13 protein-coding genes are annotated in these 15921 nt (G+C 73.2%); 3 read left to right on the top strand and 10 right to left on the bottom strand.

The genetic code is table 11. From position 1 onward, the window contains the following. Positions 1–447: 447 nt before the first annotated feature. Positions 448–1710, bottom strand: a complete 1263-nt coding sequence (gene tyrS / locus ACFCX4_RS24925; protein WP_376146336.1) for a tyrosine--tRNA ligase — start codon at positions 1708–1710, stop codon at positions 448–450. 302 nt (positions 1711–2012) lie between these two features. Between tyrS and ACFCX4_RS24920 the strand changes: the two genes are divergently transcribed. Further along, positions 2013–2549, top strand: a complete 537-nt coding sequence (locus tag ACFCX4_RS24920; protein ID WP_376146330.1) for an HNH endonuclease — start codon at positions 2013–2015, stop codon at positions 2547–2549. Positions 2550–2656: 107 nt separating this feature from the next. Here the strand turns inward: ACFCX4_RS24920 and ACFCX4_RS24915 are convergent, their stop codons facing one another. The 6 genes from ACFCX4_RS24915 to ACFCX4_RS24890 all read right to left on the bottom strand — a co-directional run bounded on the left by ACFCX4_RS24915 (position 2657) and on the right by ACFCX4_RS24890 (position 8540). Next, on the bottom strand, positions 2657–4474 hold the full coding sequence (locus tag ACFCX4_RS24915) for a PQQ-binding-like beta-propeller repeat protein (RefSeq protein ID WP_376146328.1): 1818 nt from the start codon (positions 4472–4474) through the stop codon (positions 2657–2659). Positions 4475–4599: 125 nt separating this feature from the next. Continuing rightward, on the bottom strand, positions 4600–4902 hold the full coding sequence (locus ACFCX4_RS24910; protein WP_376146325.1) for a 4a-hydroxytetrahydrobiopterin dehydratase: 303 nt from the start codon (positions 4900–4902) through the stop codon (positions 4600–4602). A 248-nt stretch (positions 4903–5150) separates the two neighbouring features. Next, positions 5151–5909, bottom strand: coding sequence for a sulfite exporter TauE/SafE family protein (locus tag ACFCX4_RS24905; RefSeq protein WP_376146322.1), 759 nt, complete (start codon positions 5907–5909; stop codon positions 5151–5153). 202 nt (positions 5910–6111) lie between these two features. Further along, positions 6112–7170, bottom strand: a complete 1059-nt coding sequence (locus ACFCX4_RS24900) for an SPFH domain-containing protein (RefSeq protein WP_376146319.1) — start codon at positions 7168–7170, stop codon at positions 6112–6114. Between the two features lie 11 nt (positions 7171–7181). Next, positions 7182–7604 carry an NfeD family protein gene (locus ACFCX4_RS24895; protein WP_376146316.1) on the bottom strand — a complete coding sequence of 141 codons (423 nt, stop codon included), beginning with the start codon at positions 7602–7604 and terminating at the stop codon, positions 7182–7184. Between the two features lie 144 nt (positions 7605–7748). After that, a complete protein-coding gene (locus ACFCX4_RS24890; protein WP_376146313.1) occupies positions 7749–8540 on the bottom strand; it encodes an ABC transporter ATP-binding protein in 792 nt (263 codons plus the stop codon). A 145-nt stretch (positions 8541–8685) separates the two neighbouring features. Between ACFCX4_RS24890 and ACFCX4_RS24885 the strand changes: the two genes are divergently transcribed. Beyond that, complete coding sequence (locus ACFCX4_RS24885) at positions 8686–9489, top strand: hypothetical protein (RefSeq protein WP_376146311.1); 804 nt, start codon at positions 8686–8688, stop codon at positions 9487–9489. A gap of 66 nt (positions 9490–9555) precedes the next feature. Here the strand turns inward: ACFCX4_RS24885 and ACFCX4_RS24880 are convergent, their stop codons facing one another. The 3 genes from ACFCX4_RS24880 to ACFCX4_RS24870 all read right to left on the bottom strand — a co-directional run bounded on the left by ACFCX4_RS24880 (position 9556) and on the right by ACFCX4_RS24870 (position 14255). Next, positions 9556–10206, bottom strand: a complete 651-nt coding sequence (locus tag ACFCX4_RS24880) for a response regulator (protein WP_376146308.1) — start codon at positions 10204–10206, stop codon at positions 9556–9558. Then, positions 10199–11296, bottom strand: a complete 1098-nt coding sequence (locus ACFCX4_RS24875) for a GAF domain-containing sensor histidine kinase (RefSeq protein WP_376146333.1) — start codon at positions 11294–11296, stop codon at positions 10199–10201. The genes ACFCX4_RS24880 and ACFCX4_RS24875 overlap by 8 nt, the downstream gene beginning before the upstream one ends. 367 nt (positions 11297–11663) lie before the next feature. Continuing rightward, positions 11664–14255 carry an FHA domain-containing protein gene (locus tag ACFCX4_RS24870; RefSeq protein WP_376146305.1) on the bottom strand — a complete coding sequence of 864 codons (2592 nt, stop codon included), beginning with the start codon at positions 14253–14255 and terminating at the stop codon, positions 11664–11666. 348 nt (positions 14256–14603) lie between these two features. Here ACFCX4_RS24870 and serB point away from each other — a divergent pair, with 348 nt between their 5' ends. Next, positions 14604–15884 carry a phosphoserine phosphatase SerB gene (gene serB, locus ACFCX4_RS24865; RefSeq protein WP_376146302.1) on the top strand — a complete coding sequence of 427 codons (1281 nt, stop codon included), beginning with the start codon at positions 14604–14606 and terminating at the stop codon, positions 15882–15884. Positions 15885–15921 lie beyond the last annotated feature (37 nt).

Below are 15921 nucleotides of genomic sequence, written 5' to 3'. Positions count from 1 at the left end.
CCGAGGCCGGGGATGTCAACATATCTGGCGTTGACTTTTGGCACGCTGTTGAGTTCTCAAGGAACGGACACTTCCTTCAGGCGGCTTTCACACCGACCCTCCGGGCGCTTCGTTCTTTCGTGTTTCCAGCTTACCAGACGTTTTCCGCTCCGTTTTCCGGAGTTTCATTCATCCGATTTCCCGAACTGGTCGGGGCCACTTTCTGCGACGCCGTCCACGTTAGCGCATTCCGAGAGTCAATCGAAATTCATGCTCTGGACGAGACGCGCTGAGTGGGGTGGCCGCTTCAGCGACTCGTTCAACACTAGGCCACCTGGAGGACATCGTCAAACATCAGGGGCGGGATCCGGCTGGATCCCGCCCCTGAGGGTCGAAGCCGCAGGTCAGCGGCATCGCATTTCAGTCAATTGGCACTTCCGGCCACTTCGGCCACTCCGGCCGCAGTGGTCACTCGGCCAGCTCGGCCGCGGCCAGGTTCCGCTTGCCGCGGCGCAGGACCAGCCAGCGACCGTGCAGGAGATCGGCCTCGGCCGGCACCGCCTCCTCGTCCGTCACCTTGACGTTGTTGAGGTAGGCACCGCCCTCCTTGATCGTCCGGCGGGCGGCCGAGCGGCTCGGGGAGAGACCGACGGCGACCAGCAGGTCGACGATCGACTGGAGCTCGGTGATCGCGGCCTTCGGAACCTCGGCGAGCGCGGCGGTCAGGGTCGGGGCCTCCAGGTCGGCGAGGTCGCCCTGGCCGAACAGCGCCTTGGAGGCGGCGACCGCACGCTCGTACTGGTCCGCGCCGTGCACCAGCGTGGTCAGCTCCTCGGCGAGGGCACGCTGGGCGAGCCGGGCCGCGGGGCGCTCGGTGGTCTCGCGCTCCAGCTCCTCGATCTCCTCCTTCGAGCGGAAACTGAAGATCCGCAGGAAGTTGGGGACGTCCCGGTCGTCGGCGTTCAGCCAGAACTGGTAGAAGGCGTACGGGGTGGTCAGCTCGGGGTCGAGCCAGACCGTGCCGGACTCCGTCTTGCCGAACTTGGTGCCGTCGGCCTTGACGATGAGCGGGGTGGCCAGCGCGTGCACCGACTTGGCGTCCGCCTTGCGGATGAGGTCCGTGCCGGCGGTGAGGTTGCCCCACTGGTCGCTGCCGCCGGTCTGGAGGGTGCAGCCGTAGCGGCGGTTCAGCTCCAGGTAGTCCATGCCCTGGAGGATCTGGTAGCTGAACTCGGTGTAACTGATCCCCGCGTCGGAGTTGAGCCGCCTGGCGACGGCCTCCTTGGCGATCATGTTGTTGACCCGGAAGTACTTGCCGACGTCGCGCAGCAGGCTGATCGCGGACATCCCGGAGGTCCAGTCCAGGTTGTTGACCATGCGCGCCGCGTAGGGACCCTCGAAGTCGAGGAAGCGCGAGATCTGGCCACGCAGGCGCTCCACCCAGCCGGCCACCGTCTCGGGGTCGTTGAGCACGCGCTCGGCGGTGGGCTTCGGGTCGCCGATCAGGCCGGTGGCACCGCCGACCAGACCGAGCGGGAGGTTCCCCGCCTGCTGGATCCGGCGCATGGTGAGGATCTGCACCAGGTTGCCGAGGTGCAGGCTCGGGGCCGTCGGGTCGAAGCCGCAATAGAACGTGACCGGGCCGTCCGCGAACGCCTTGCGCAGTGCGTCCTCGTCGGTGGACAGGGCGATCAGCCCACGCCACCGCAGCTCGTCGACGATGTCCGTCACGGTCACGCTTCTCCTTCGGTCGGGCGCCCGCCCGGTGCGGGCCCGGTCCGGTCGGGCCCCGGAGCGGGACGGCTCCAGCGTTGTAGAGCCTACGCGGTCCGGGCCAGCGACTTTCTGCCGGACTGGCATGGACGCGCCGCGCCGGCCGGGTCCCGACGTGCGCATGCCCCTTCCCGACACCGGAAATTCCGTTGTTCGACGGCGGTGGGCCCCTTCAGAGTGGTCCCACCGCCGCACGGCGGCAGTGACGTGTGCAGTGACGGTCGTGCCGCCGTGGCACGCCCGTTGGAAGGGTGGCCGAGGTGCGCAGCACGCTGGTTCTGAACGCAAGCTACGAGCCGCTGACGACGGTGTCCCTCCAGCGCGCCGTGGTCCTGGTACTCCAGGACAAGGCCGTGGTGGAACAGGCGCATCCGCTGCGCACCATGCGCGGGACCGGGGTGACGGTACCGGTTCCGCGGGTGATCAGACTCCAGCGGTACGTCCGGGTGCCCTTCCGACAACAGGCTCCGTGGTCGCGCCGCGGGGTGCTCGTCCGGGACCAGCACCTGTGCGCCTACTGCGGGCGGCGGGCCACCACGGTGGACCACGTGCAGCCCCGGTCCCGCGGTGGCGGCGACACCTGGCTGAACACGGTGGCCGCCTGCTCCGAGGACAACCAGCGCAAGGCCGACCGGACGCCCGAGCAGGCGGGGATGAAGCTGCTCCGCAAGCCGTTCGTGCCGACTCCGCAGGCCACGCTGATGATGGCGCTGGGGCTGCGCGGTTCGGACGTCCGGGAGCTGGCCGACTGGCTGCCGGCCCAGGCGCTCGGCGCCCCCGCGCCGTCCGCCGCCTGATCCTCCGCCGCCCCTTCCCGGCGGCGGAGGACCGTGAACCGGGGGGATCCAGGGGGAAACAGGGCCGGGAACCGACGGGGGGAGGTCGGTTCCCGGCCCTGCCGGGCTCACTCCTTCGCGCGGAAACCCGTCGCCGTGCCGAAGTTGGTCGCGTGCTCGGGGACGGCGACGACCCGGCCGCCGCCGATCAGGACGCGGCCGGAGACCAGCAGCGAGCCGGTGCCGGCGGGGAAGTTGCCGCCGACCGTCTCCCGGCCGCCGTCCAGGGCGAAGCGGCTGAGGTGGGCCGGCTGGTCGAGGCGCTCGTCGACGGCGAGGACCAGCGCTGCGCCGTCCGTGCCGACGGCCCGGACGGCGCCCTTCGCCCGGGCGGCCGTCCGCCAGCGCTGCTTGCCGGTGTCGAGGTCGTAGGCGGCCACCGAGACCTGTCCGGCGCCGTTCGCCGGGTCGGCCGGGACCGTCGTGGTGACCATCGTGCGGTCCTGGAAGAAGACTCCGGGATTGGCCGAGAACGTTCCGTGGCCGACGTCCAGCCGGCCGTCGGCTCCGGTGACGGGTATCTCGGCGGCGGGATCACCGGTCCGGCCCCAGGCGAACACCCGGTCGTCCTCGGGCTTCTCCCCGGTGGTGAGGACCACCGGCGGATCGGCGGAGAGCACGGTCGCGGTCCTCGGCCGGTTGTTCAGGCCGCGCCACCAGGAGACCTTGCCGTCGGCGGTGTTCAGCGCGACGGCCTGGTCGACGGGGGTGGAGTCGGCGCAGGTGCTGGCGACCAGGACGGTCCCGTCGGAGACGCCGCCGGAGAGGGTGCAGAACTTCCCCTGCCCGGTGTACTGCCAGACGTCCGCGCCGTCGGCGGACTGCCAGGCGACGGCACGGCTGTCGCCGACCGCGATCACCTGGTCGTCGGTGACGCCGACGCGTGCGCCGTAGCCGCCCTTGGTGTCGGAGAGCTGTTTGGTCCACACGGCCCGGCCGTCCTTGGTGTCGACGGCGGTGACCAGGGCGCAGGGGCTCTTCGGGTCGGCCCGGGGCCGGAACAGCACGGCGCCGAGGCCGGAGCGGCCGACGGTCGGCGAGAGCCCGCAGGGGACGGCTCCGGCGGCGGGCGGTGCCACCGTCCAGGCCGGGCGGCCGTCCGCCAGGTCGTAGGCGCGCACGCCGGTGGCGTCGGCGCGCACCACGGCGCCGTCGAGCAGCCAGCTGCCGACGAGGGTGTCGTCACCGCCGGGCGTGGCGGTGTCGGCCGCGGCGGCCCACGTCCGGGTGTGGGCGACCGTGAAGCCCGGGTCTCCATCGTCGGCGTCGTCGGCGGAGGCGCTGCCGCCGTCCTCCGCGCCGACCACCAGCGCGGCCGCGATCAGGACGCCCAGCGCGGCGAGGCCCGCTCCGCTGCGCACCAGCAGGGCGCGGCGGCCCGGCGTGTGCCCGGCGGCGGCGACGGCGTCCGCGGCGGCACCGGCCTTCGCCCGGGGGCCGGAGGCCCGGTCGGCCCGCCCGGAGCGGCCGGCCCGCCGCGACGGCGCGGCACCGGCACCGGACGACGGCTGGGGAGCGGGCTCCGGCGAGGGCGACGGCTCCGGCTCCGGCTCCAAGTGCACATAGCCGTCGGGGGTGTACTCGGCGCCGGCGGGCGCGTACAGCTGCTCGCCCGGCTGCTGCGGGACCACGACGTACGGCGCGTACTGCTCCTCCCCGGCGTTCCCGGCGGGGTACCCCTCCGGGGCGTAGGGCTGCGGCTGCGGCTGGACCTGCCCGTACGGGTCGTACGGGAGGAAGGCGACCTGCTCCCCCGGCCAGGGCGCCCGGGACGCGGACCACTCCTGGTCCTGGCCCTCCCGGGGCCATTCCTGCGGCCACTCCCGAGGTGCCGGCTGCGGGTACCACTGCTGCGCGTGGCCGTCGCCGAGGGGATCCTGAGTCATCCGTTCCGTCCCTCCCGTCCCGCGACCGCCCGAACTGCGGCAGCCAGCATCTCACGCGTCCCCGAGCGGCCCGGAGCGCCCCGGAACCGTCCGCTCCGGGGCCGCCCGTCGGGCGCCGGCCGGCGTTACCCGGCGGACTCGGCGGCCAGGGCCGCGTCGATCCGGGCCGCGAGGCGGAGGTCGAGCGCGGTCAGGCCGCCGGCGCTGTGGGTGGAGAGGACGAAACGCAGGGTGCGCCAGCGGATGTCGATGTCGGGGTGGTGGTCCATCTCCTCGGCTGCCGCGGCGACGGCCGTGACGACCCGGATCCCGGCCGGGAAGTCGGGGGCGTCGGCGGTCCGGGCGATGCCGTCGCCCTCGCGCGTCCAGTGCGGCAGGCCGGTCAGGCCGGCGGTGATCTCGTCCTCGGTCAGCCGTGCACGGCTCATCGGTCCACTCCTGCGGCGGTCGGTGGTCGGCTTCCGAGCCGGTGGGCGGGTGGCGGGCCGGCCGCCGCGGTCGGGGCCGGCGCCGCTCGTCCCCCGGTGCTCGGCGCGCGGAACGCGCACGCACAGGAACATACCGGGGCCGGGCCGCCCGGGACCGGCGACACCTCGCGCCGACCCGGACCGGGCCCGGATCCGGGCCCGCGGGACGTCCTTCCGGCGGGATCGGACGGAGCCTTCCGGAACGCGGGTCAGGTGGCGAGCAGTTTGACGACGGCGACCAGACCCACGACGACGATGACGGCCCGCAGCGCCTGGGGCGGGAGCCTGCGGCCGACCCTGGCCCCGGCCAGTCCCCCGATCAGCGAGCCGACGGCGATCAGTCCCGCGGCGGCCCAGTCGACGGTCGAGGTGAAGAGGAAGAACAGCGCGGCGACACCGTTGACGATCATCGCGAGGGCGTTCTTCACGCCGTTGATCCGCTGGAGGTCCTCCTGGAGCAGCATGCCCATCAGGGCCAGCAGCAGCACGCCCTGGGCGGCGCCGAAGTAACCGCCGTAGACGCCGGTGAGGAAGATGCCGGCGAGCAGCAGCGGGCCGCCGTGCGGGTCGCCGTCGGGGCGGCGGCGGGCGGCGACGGCCCTGGCGACCCGGGGCTGCAGGACCACCAGGACGAGGGCGAGCAGGATCAGCACCGGGACGATCGCGTCGAAGGCGGCGCTGGGCAGCCGGATCAGCAGGTAGGCGCCGAGGACGCCGCCGAGCAGCGAGGCGGTGCCGAAGCGGAGCAGCCGGGCGCCCTGGCCGGCCAGTTCGCGGCGGTAGCCGATCACGCCGCTGAGCGAACCGGGCACCAGGCCGAAGGAGTTGGAGACGTTGGCGGTGACCGGCGGGAGTCCCACGGCGAGCAGGACGGGGAAGGTGATGAGGGTGCCGGAGCCGACGATCACATTGATCATCCCGGCGCCGACGCCTGCCACCAGGACGGCGATCGCCTCCCAGACTGTCATGAGCCACCTCCGGTGGGGGTCCTGTCGCGGTGATCATGCCGGACGGGCGGCCGGAGGTTCCAGAGGCGCCCGGGATTCGGGACGTACGCCACAGTCGGGGCGGCTCCGCGCGGCCGGGCCGGGAACCGCGAGGGCCCGCCCCCGTGCGGTACGGGAGGCGGGCCCTGTCGCGGGCGGCGGTCGGCCCCGGCGGGCCGTCCGGTCACTCCGGGTCGATCTTGCGGTACTCGCGGAGCGGGTCGATCCGGGGCCGCGCGGACCCCTTGGTGTCGGTGTCCAGCGGGCGCGGGCCGGCGGCCGGGTCGATCGGGACCTGGGTCGAGGCCGGCGGGGCGGCCGGGGCGGCGCTGGGGGCGGCCACCGCGCCGCCGTTGGCACCGCCGCCGTTGCCGGTCAGGCCGGTGAACGCGCCGCCGAGGCCCTTGAGCGCGTCGCCGACCTCGCTCGGGATGATCCAGAGCTTGTTGGCGTCGCCCTTGGCCAGTTCGGGCAGGGTCTGCAGGTACTGGTAGGCGAGCAGCTTCTGGTCGGCGTCGCCGTCGTGGATCGCCTCGAAGACGGTCCGGATGGCGGCGGCCTCACCGTCGGCGCGCAGCACGGCCGCCTGGGCCTCGCCCTCGGCCTTGAGGACCTCGGCCTGCTTCTCGCCCTCGGCGCGCAGGATCTGCGACTGCCGGTTGCCCTCGGCGGTGAGGATCGCGGCGCGCTTGTCGCGCTCGGCGCGCATCTGCTTCTCCATCGAGTCCTGGATGGAGGTCGGCGGCTCGATGGCCTTGAGCTCCACGCGGTTGACCCGGATGCCCCACTTGCCGGTGGCCTCGTCGAGCACGCCGCGCAGGCCGGCGTTGATGACCTCGCGCGAGGTGAGGGTGGATTCGAGGTCCATCGAGCCGATGATGTTGCGCAGCGTGGTGACGGTGAGCTGCTCGATGGCCTGGATGTAGCTGGCGACCTCGTAGGTGGCCGCCCGCGGGTCGGTGACCTGGTAGTAGATCACCGTGTCGATGTTGACCACCAGGTTGTCCTGGGTGATCACCGGCTGCGGCGGGAACGGCACGACCTGCTCGCGCAGGTCGATCCGGTTGCGGACGCGGTCGATGAACGGCACGACGATGTTCAGTCCTGCGTTGAGCGTCCGGGTGTAGCGGCCGAAGCGCTCCACGATCGCGGCGCTGGCCTGCGGGATGACCTGAATCGTCTTGATCAGCGCGATGAAGGCCACCACGACCAGGACGACCAGGACGATAAGGACGGGTTCCACGGAGCTCTCCCCTAGACGACCAGGGCGGTCGCGCCCTGGATTTCGACGACGTCGACCTGCTCCCCCGGCTGGTACACCTGGCCGGGGTGGAGCGCGCGGGCGGACCAGATCTCGCCGTTGAGCTTGATCCGGCCGCCCTCCCCGTCGACCCTTTCCGCGACGACCGCGGTGGCGCCCGTGAGCGCCTCGATGCCCATCTTGATCTGCGGGCCCTTCCGCAGTGCCCGGTAGGCGATCGGGCGGACGACGACCAGCTGCGCGACCGAGGCCGCGACGAAGGTCAGGACCTGCCAGACCGGATCCGCCCCCAGGGCCGCCACTCCGGCCGCGGCGAGCGCGCCGACGGCGAACATGGCGAACTCCGGCATCGTGGTGATCACCAACGGTATGCCGAGGCCGACGGTGACCAGGAGCCACCAGATCCAGCTGTCCACGTGTCCATCCTAGGGAGGGAAGGGCCTTCGAGGCGGTCAGTTCCCGCAGGTGGAGGGGCGGAAACCGGTCGCACGTGCGACCGGTTCCAGTTCAGCGGAGTTCAGGCCGCCTCCGGGGGCGGCGGACGGCGGGGCGACGGGGGCTCAGCCGAGCGGCAGGCCCTGGGCGGACCAGCGGTCGCCGTGGCGCTCCAGGGTCAGCGGCAGGCCGAAGCAGCGGGAGAGGTTGCGCGCCGTCAGTTCGGTGTCGATCGGGCCCGCGGTGAGCACCTTGCCCTGGCGGATCATCAGGACGTGGGTGAAGCCGGGGGCGATCTCCTCGACGTGGTGGGTGACCATCGCCATGGCCGGTGCGAACTCGTCCTGGGCCAGCGCGCCGAGGCGGCGGATGAGGTCCTCGCGGCCGCCGAGGTCGAGGCCGGCGGCGGGCTCGTCGAGCAGCAGCAGCTCGGGGTCGGTCATCAGGGCGCGGGCGATCAGGGTGCGCTTGCGCTCGCCCTCGGAGAGGGTGCCGAAGCGGCGGTCGGTGAGGCCGGCCATGCCGAGGCGGTCGAGCAGGGCGAGCGCGCGGGACTCGTCGTTCTGCTCGTAGGTCTCCTGCCAGGTGACGGTCATGCCGTACGCGGCGGTGAGCACCGTCTGCAGGACGGTCTGCTCGGCGGGCAGCTTGTCGAACATGGCGGCGCCGGCCAGGCCGATCCGGGAGCGCAGCTCGAAGACGTCGACCTCGCCGAGCTTCTCGCCGAGGACGGTGACCTTGCCGGCGGTCGGGAAGAGGTACGAGGAGGCGATCTGCAGCAGGGTGGTCTTGCCGGCGCCGTTCGGGCCGAGGATGACCCAGCGCTCACCCTCGGAGATGGACCACGAGACCTGGTCGACCAGCGCGCGCCCCTCCCGGACCACGGTTACGTCCACCAGCTCCAGCACGTCGCTCATGCCTACGCCTTCCCCAAAAACAGATATACGGCCGTCGGTGCGGGCGGGCGGCCCACTCCGGCGGCCGGTGGGCACGGAGGCGGGCGCCGCACGCATGGGCAAACCTACGCCACGCGGGTGGCCGCCGATTCCGTAGGCTGGCCGGATGCTCGCCTCTCCTGCCGACAATCCGTACGAAGAGCCCCGTTCGGGGCGGCTGGCCGCCTGGGGCAACGCCCTGCTGGCCGGTCTGGTGCCGCCGGACGACGCCGCCGCGGCGGTGCTGGGGGCCGACGACAGCCACCGGGTGACCGGTCTGCCCGGTGACGGACCGGACGACCGGCACGGGCTCACCTGGGCACTGGGCCGGCTGCGGGTGCTGGGTGTGCGGGGCCTGCGGCTGGCGCTGCCGTCGGCCGGGCACCCGCTGGGGCTGACCGGCCCGGCGCCGTTCAACGACCGCGCGATGGTGTCCGGCGAGGCCGTGCTGGCGGTCGGGGCGCCGCTGGGGCTGGTGCCCGAGGTGGAGGTGTTCGGGCCGCCCGGGGACCGTTCGGCGACCGTGCTGTGGCGCTGTTCCGAGGTGAACGACGCCCCGCCGGCCGACGTGCCGTCGCTGCACGAGGCCGAGTTCGAGCTCACGGACGGGCTGCGCCGGGCGACCGTGCTGCTGACCCGGCTGGACGTGGCCGGGGCCGGGCCGGAGGCGCTGCGGGCGCTGGAGGCGTTCCGGCGGCGCGGGCACAGCGAGCTGCTCGCGCCGGGGTACCCCCCGCGTGCGGTGCGGGTGCTGGAGTCGGCGCGCCAGGTGGCGGCGCTGCTGACGATCGCCTCGGGCAGTCACGGCGCGGCGGTGAGCGCCTCGGAGATCGCGGCCCGGCAGGCGGTGCTGGCGCCGCTGTGGCGCACGGCCCGCCGGGCCCAGGTGGCGGCGTACAACGCGCTGGTGGACGAGCGGGAGCAGCACTGACCTGCCGCTCCCGGCCGGCGGACCGGGGAGTGTCCCGCGGGACCCTCCCCGGCGGGTCTCGCCGTGCTAGCGGGTCTCGCCGTGCCGGACGGCCCAGAGCGCGGCCTGGGTGCGGTCGGCGAGGTCGAGCTTCATGAGGATGTTGGAGACGTGCGTCTTCACCGTCTTCTCGGAGAGGTGGAGGCTGCGCGCGATCTCCCGGTTGGAGCGGCCGTCGGAGATGTGGCCGAGCACCTCGCGCTCGCGCTCGGTGAGGGTGCCGCCGCGGCCCTGCGGTGCGCGCGGGCCGTCGTCGGCGAGCAGGGCCTCGGCGAGTTCCGGCTGGAGCAGCACGTGGCCGGCGTGGACCGAGCGGATCGCGCCGGCCAGCGCCTCTGGGTCGACGTCCTTGTAGACGTAGCCGGCGGCGCCGGCCCGCAGCGCGGGGACCATGGTGCGGTGCTCGGTGAAGCTGGTGACGATGAGGATCCGGGCCCGGCTGCCCTCCTCCTTGAGGGTGCGCAGCGCCTCGATGCCGTCGACGCCGGGCATCTTGAGGTCCATCAGCACGACGTCGGGGTCGAGGGCGCGGGCCCGGTCGACGCCCTCGGCCCCGTCGGCTGCCTCGCCGACCACCTCGATGTCGTCCTGCACCTCCAGGAAGGTGCGCAGGCCCCGGCGGACCACCTGGTGGTCGTCGACCAGCAGGACGCGGATCGCGGGCAGGGTGTCAGGCACCGGGGACCTCCATCTCGACGACCGTGCCCTTGCCGGGGGCGGACTCCAGGTCGAGCCGGCCGCCGACGGCGGCGGCACGGTCGCGCATCGAGGCGAGTCCGAGGTGGCGGCCGGCCCGGCGGACCGACTCGGGGTCGAAGCCCCGGCCGTTGTCGCTGACCCGGAGCACGGCGCCGCGGCCGGGCGTGCCGGCCAGGGTGACCGTGACTCGGCGGGCCCCGGAGTGGCGCAGGGCGTTGTGCAGGGCCTCCTGGGCGACCCGCAGCAGCGCGGCCTCCTGGGCCTGCGGGAGGGCGCGGACGCCGTCGGCGGCGTAGGCGATGTCGGCGGTGTGGGCGCGGTCGAGGACCTGCACCTGGGAGGCGAGGGTGGCGCTCAGGCCGTCCTCCTCCAGCGCGGCGGGGCGCAGTTCGACGACGACGGCGCGCAGTTCGTCGGCGGCCTCGGCGGCGAGCCGGGCGACCTCGGCGAGTTCGGCGCGGGCGCGGGCCGGGTCGCGGTCGACGAGCTTGGCGGCGGCCTTGGCGGTGAGGCGCAGCGAGAAGAGCTTCTGCGAGACGGCGTCGTGCAGGTCGTGGGCGATCCGGGCGCGTTCGCCGGCCAGGGTGAGTTCGCGGCTGCGCTCGTAGAGGCGGGCGTTGGAGAGCGCGAGGGCCGCGTGCGCGGCGAGTATCCGCAGGAGTTCCTCGTCGTGGTCGGTGAAGCCGCCGCCGCCCCGCTTGTTGGCGAGGTAGATGACACCGAGGACGGCGGGTTCGTCCTCGGCGTGGTCGGGGTCGACGATCGGCATGCCGAGGAAGGCGATCAGCTCGGGGTGGGCGTCGGGCCAGCCCCCGAAGGCGGGGGCCCGGCGGACGTCGGCGAGCCGGATGGGGGTGGTCTCGTGGAGCATCGCGGCGAGCACGCCGTGCTGGCGGGGCAGCGGGCCGATGGCGCGCCACTGTTCGTCGGTGACGCCGTCGACGACGAACTGGGCGAAGCCGCCGTGGTCGTCGGGGACGCCGAGGGCGGCGTACTCGGCGCCGAGCAGGACGCGGGCGGACGCGGTGATCCGGCGCAGGACCTCGCGGACCTCCAGGTGGCGGCTCATGGCGAGCAGCGCCTGGCTGACGGCCTCGATGCCGGCGAGGCAGGGTTCGCAGGCGGGCGTACTGCCGTCCGGCGGCGGTCCGACCGGGATCCGGTCGGCGCGCGGCGGTGCGGCGTGCCGGTGGTCGCTTGGCACGGTGGGCATGACGCCAACCTACCGCCGTGCGCGGGCCGGGCGCGTCGGTCCCGGGCCGGGCGGGGACCAGGTCTGCGGGCCTAGGACCCGTCCCCGGGCCCCCGCCCGCCGGGCCCGGGGACGGGCCACGACGCGCCTCCCGGATCACGCCGGGTTCCGCCGGGAACGCCGCGGGGGCGGGCCCTCTCCCCGGTGGGAGCGGGCCCGCCCCCGCGGGCGTCCGGGCGGGCGGTCAGCCCTTCTGCATGACCTCGGGCTCGTGGCGCCGCTGGAGGCGGGTCACGATGACGCCGATGACGACCGACATCAGGATCAGGATTCCGGCGTCGAACCAGAACTGGCCGACGTTGTGGCCCCAGATCGCGTCGTACTCGGGGTTCTGGAAGTCCTTGTTCCAGGGGCCGAGGAGCTTCGAGAGGTCCAGCGTGGTGGCGACCATGCCGGTGCCCCAGCGGGCCGGCATCAGCCAGGCGAACTGCTCCAGGCCGGGCTTGGAGAAGACCTGGAAGAGGCAGCCGGTGAAGACGACCTGGATGATCGCGAACATGACCAGCAGCGGCATGGTCTTCTCGGCGGTCTTGACCAGCGCGGAGATCGCCAGGCCGAACATCATCGAGGCGAAGCTCAGCAGGATCAGGCCGAGGCTCATCTCCAGGATCGGCAGGTCCTTGACGACCAGGCCGTGCGCGGGCAGCTTGCGCGGCAGGAAGCCGACCGCGGAGATGATCGCGCCCTGGACCACGCTGAAGAAGCCCAGCACGATGATCTTGGACATCATGTACGCCGAGCGGGAGAGCCCGGTGGCCCGTTCCCGTTCGTAGATCGCCCGTTCCTTGATCAGCTCGCGGACCGAGTTGGCCGCGCCGGAGAAACAGGCGCCGATCGCCAGGATCAACATGATCGTCGCGGCGCCGCTGTTCAGGCCGAGCTGCGACTTGGGGTTCGGCGCCAGGCCCGGTTCGTTCGGGATCAGCACGCTGACCGCACCGAGCACCGCCGGCAGCAGGACGGAGAGCGCCAGGAAGCCCCGGTCCGAGGCGAGCACCGAGACGTAGCGGCGGATCAGCGTCCAGAGCTGGGAGCCCCAGCTCTGCGGCTTCGGCGGACGGACCGCCTCCTGGACGATCTGCGCGGACTGCACGGTGCCCGACTCGACGTCGGCCGAGTACTGCTGGTGGTGCACCGAGCTGCGGTAGCGGCCGGCCCAGTCGTGGTCCGGGTAGTTCTCGAAGGCCTGGAAGATGTCCGCCCAGGTCTCGTACCCGAAGAAGTGCAGGGCCTCGTCCGGCGGGCCGAAGTACGCCACCGAGCCGCCCGGGGCCATCACCAGGAGCCGGTCGCAGAGGGCGAGTTCGGCCACCGAGTGGGTGACCACCAGGATCGTGCGGCCGTCGTCGGCGAGGCCGCGCAGCATCTGCATGACCTCGCGGTCCATGCCCGGGTCGAGGCCCGAGGTGGGCTCGTCCAGGAAGATCAGCGAGGGCTTGGTGAGCAGCTCCAGCGCCACCGAGACGCGCTTCTGCTGGCCGCCGGAGAGCGCGGTGATCCGGTTGTCGGCACGCTTGTCGAGGCGCAGCTCGTAGAGCACCTCGTCGATCCGGGCCTCGCGCTCGCGGGCCTCGGTGTCGCCGGGGAAGCGCAGCCGGGCCGCGTACTTGAGGCCGGTGCGGACCGTCAGCTCCTTGTGCAGGATCTCCGACTGGGGCACCAGACCGATCCGCGAGCGCAGCTCGGCGAACTGCTTGTAGAGGTTGCGGCCGTCGTACAGGACGTCGCCGCGGTCGGCCGGGCGGTAGCCGGTGAGGGCGCGCAGCAGGGTCGACTTGCCGGAGCCGGACGGACCGATGACCGCGACCAGGGACTTCTCCGGGACGCCGAAGCTGACGTCGTTGAGCAGGATCTTCTTGCCGCCCTTGTGCTCGACCTCGACGGTCAGGTGGCGGGCGGAGAAGGAGACCGCGCCGGTGTCGACGAACTCCTGGAGCTGGTCGCCGACCAGCACGAAGCTGGAGTGACCGACGGTCAGCCGGTCCTGCTCCCCGATCAGCTGGCGCTCGACGCGCAGGCCGTTGAGGAAGATGCCGTTGTGGCTGCCGAGGTCGACGATCTCGTAGCGGCCGTCGGGCAGCTGGCGCAGCTCGGCGTGGTGGCGGGAGACCTGGAGGTCGGAGACGACGATGTCGTTGTCGAGCGCGCGGCCGATCCGGATGGTCTTCATGCCGGCCGTCAGGTTGCGGATGACGGTCGGCTGCGGGCCGCCGTCGTGCACGGCGGGCGACGGCTGCGGGAACCCCTGCTGCTGCGGGAACCCCTGGGGGAACCCCTGCTGCTGCGGCTGGGCCTGCGGCTGCGGCCATTGCTGCTGGTGCGGCGGCTGCTGGAGGTGCGGCTGGGCCTGCGCCTGCGGCGGGTAGGGCTGCTGGGCCGCCTGGGGCTGCCACGGCTGCTGGGCCGCGGGCGGCGGCTGCGGGGCGGGGCTGCGGCTGGTGGACGCCTCGTGCCAGGCCGGGGCCTGGGCGGCCGGCTGGGCGGCCGGCGCGGAGAAGGCGAGCCGGGGGCCGTTCTCGGCGTTGCCGAGGTTGACCACGGCACCCGGGAACAGCTGCGCCTGCATGGTGCGGGCGCCGCCGGTGTAGGTGCCGTTGGTGCTCCCGTGGTCGTCCAGCTGCCAACCCGCCCCGTTGAAGGAGATGGTGGCGTGCTGCCAGGAGACCCGCGCGTCGTCGAACTGGAAGTCCGCCTGCGGATTGCGACCGATGGTGTAGGACCGCCCGGGTTCCAGGACCCGCTGCTGCCCGTTGATCTCGATGACGAGTTGCGGCACTCTCGTCTGCCCCGCTCTCTCGGTTCCCCCGATGGTGCGCCCCGGTCAGTGGGGGCGAAATGATCGTGAATCTGACGGGGGAATCATTCCAGCCCGCCGGCCACGGGTGTAAGCCGCCCCCGAGGACTGTGACCGGGCGGCAACGATTCGCGGACCGCGCTTGTACGACCCGTCCCGGACGCCCGTCCGGAACCTCCGCCCGCGCTCTCGTCCCCCGGGCGTTCGCCGGCCGTTCGCCGACCGTCCGCGCACCGCCCGGGGACCGCGCGTGCGCGCCCGTCCACGACCCGTCCACGACCCGGACGGGTGCCGTGGCGGCGCCGGGCTGCGGGTAGCGTGGGAGGCACCATGAACGCATCGCCCTTGGCCGCCGAGCCGTTCCCCGCCCCGCAGCCCCGGACCGAGGACGGGCGCACCCTGCTCGTCAAGGTGTTCGGCAAGGACCGCCCCGGTATCACCACCGGGCTCTTCGCCACCCTGGCCGGGTTCGGCGTCGAGGTCATCGACATCGAACAGGTGGTGACCCGTGGCCGGATAACGCTGTGCGCCCTGGTCACCCCGCCGCACTCGCCGGGCGCCGAGGGCGACCTGCGGGCCGTCGTGCACCGCTGGGCCGAGGAGCAGAAGCTCCAGGCCGAGATCATCTCCGGCATCGGCGACAACCGGCCCCGCCGGGAGGGCCGCTCGCACGTCACCGTGCTGGGCCACCCGCTGACCGCGTCCGCCGTCGCCGCGCTGACCGCCCGGATCACCGGCTCCGGCGGCAACATCGACCGGGTCTTCCGGCTCGCCAAGTACCCGGTGACCGCCGTCGAGCTGGCCGTCTCGGGCGTGGCCACCGACCTGCTGCGCGCCGAGCTGGTGCGGGAGGCGGCCACCCAGCGGGTCGACGTCGCGGTGGTGGCGGCCGGACTGGAGCGGCGGGCCAAGCGGCTGGTCGTCATGGACGTCGACTCGACGCTGATCCAGGACGAGGTGATCGAACTGTTCGCCGCCCACGCGGGCTGCGAGGCGGAGGTCGCCGAGGTGACGGCGGCGGCGATGCGCGGCGAGCTGGACTTCGCCGAGTCGCTGCACGCCCGGGTGGCGCTGCTGGCCGGGCTGGACGCCTCGGTGACGGAGAAGGTCCGCGCCGAGGTCCGGTTCACACCCGGGGCGCGGACCCTGATCCGGACGCTGCAGCGGCTGGGCTACCAGGTCGCGGTGGTGTCGGGCGGGTTCACCCAGGTCACCGACCACCTGGTGGAGCAGCTGGGGCTGGACTTCGCGGCGGCGAACACCCTGGAGGTGGTGGACGGGAGGTTCACCGGCCGGGTGGTCGGCGAGATCGTCGACCGGGCGGGCAAGGCGCGCTGGCTGACCAGGTTCGCCGAGCAGGCCCGGGTGCCGCTGGAGCAGACGGTGGCGATCGGCGACGGCGCCAACGACCTGGACATGCTGAACGCCGCCGGGCTGGGTGTCGCGTTCAACGCCAAGCCGGTGGTGCGGGAGGCCGCGGACACCGCGGTGAACGTGCCGTTCCTGGACACCGTGCTGTACCTGCTCGGGATCACCCGCGAGGAGGTCGAGGCGGCCGACGTGGACGTGGCGGACCTCCCGGACGGCCGCAACGCCCCGGCGGCCGGCTGACGGACGGGCGAGGGGCGCGTGGACCGTGGTCCACGCG

It is taken from the genome of Kitasatospora sp. NPDC056327 (assembly GCF_042261735.1).
GTDB lineage: Bacteria > Actinomycetota > Actinomycetes > Streptomycetales > Streptomycetaceae > Kitasatospora.
The sequence above is the reverse complement of the archived record's forward strand: the minus strand, read 5'-3'. Positions and strand labels throughout refer to the sequence as shown.

Coding starts and splice junctions, on each gene's coding strand:
- ACFCX4_RS24915 (WP_376146328.1), bottom strand. CDS start 4,474: ATGACTCAGGATCCCCTCGGCGACGGCCACGCGCAGCAGTGGTACCCG.
- ACFCX4_RS24910 (WP_376146325.1), bottom strand. CDS start 4,902: ATGAGCCGTGCACGGCTGACCGAGGACGAGATCACCGCCGGCCTGACC.
- ACFCX4_RS24905 (WP_376146322.1), bottom strand. CDS start 5,909: ATGACAGTCTGGGAGGCGATCGCCGTCCTGGTGGCAGGCGTCGGCGCC.
- ACFCX4_RS24890 (WP_376146313.1), bottom strand. CDS start 8,540: ATGAGCGACGTGCTGGAGCTGGTGGACGTAACCGTGGTCCGGGAGGGG.
- ACFCX4_RS24885 (WP_376146311.1), top strand. CDS start 8,686: ATGCTCGCCTCTCCTGCCGACAATCCGTACGAAGAGCCCCGTTCGGGG.
- ACFCX4_RS24875 (WP_376146333.1), bottom strand. CDS start 11,296: ATGAGCCGCCACCTGGAGGTCCGCGAGGTCCTGCGCCGGATCACCGCG.
- serB (WP_376146302.1), top strand. CDS start 14,604: ATGAACGCATCGCCCTTGGCCGCCGAGCCGTTCCCCGCCCCGCAGCCC.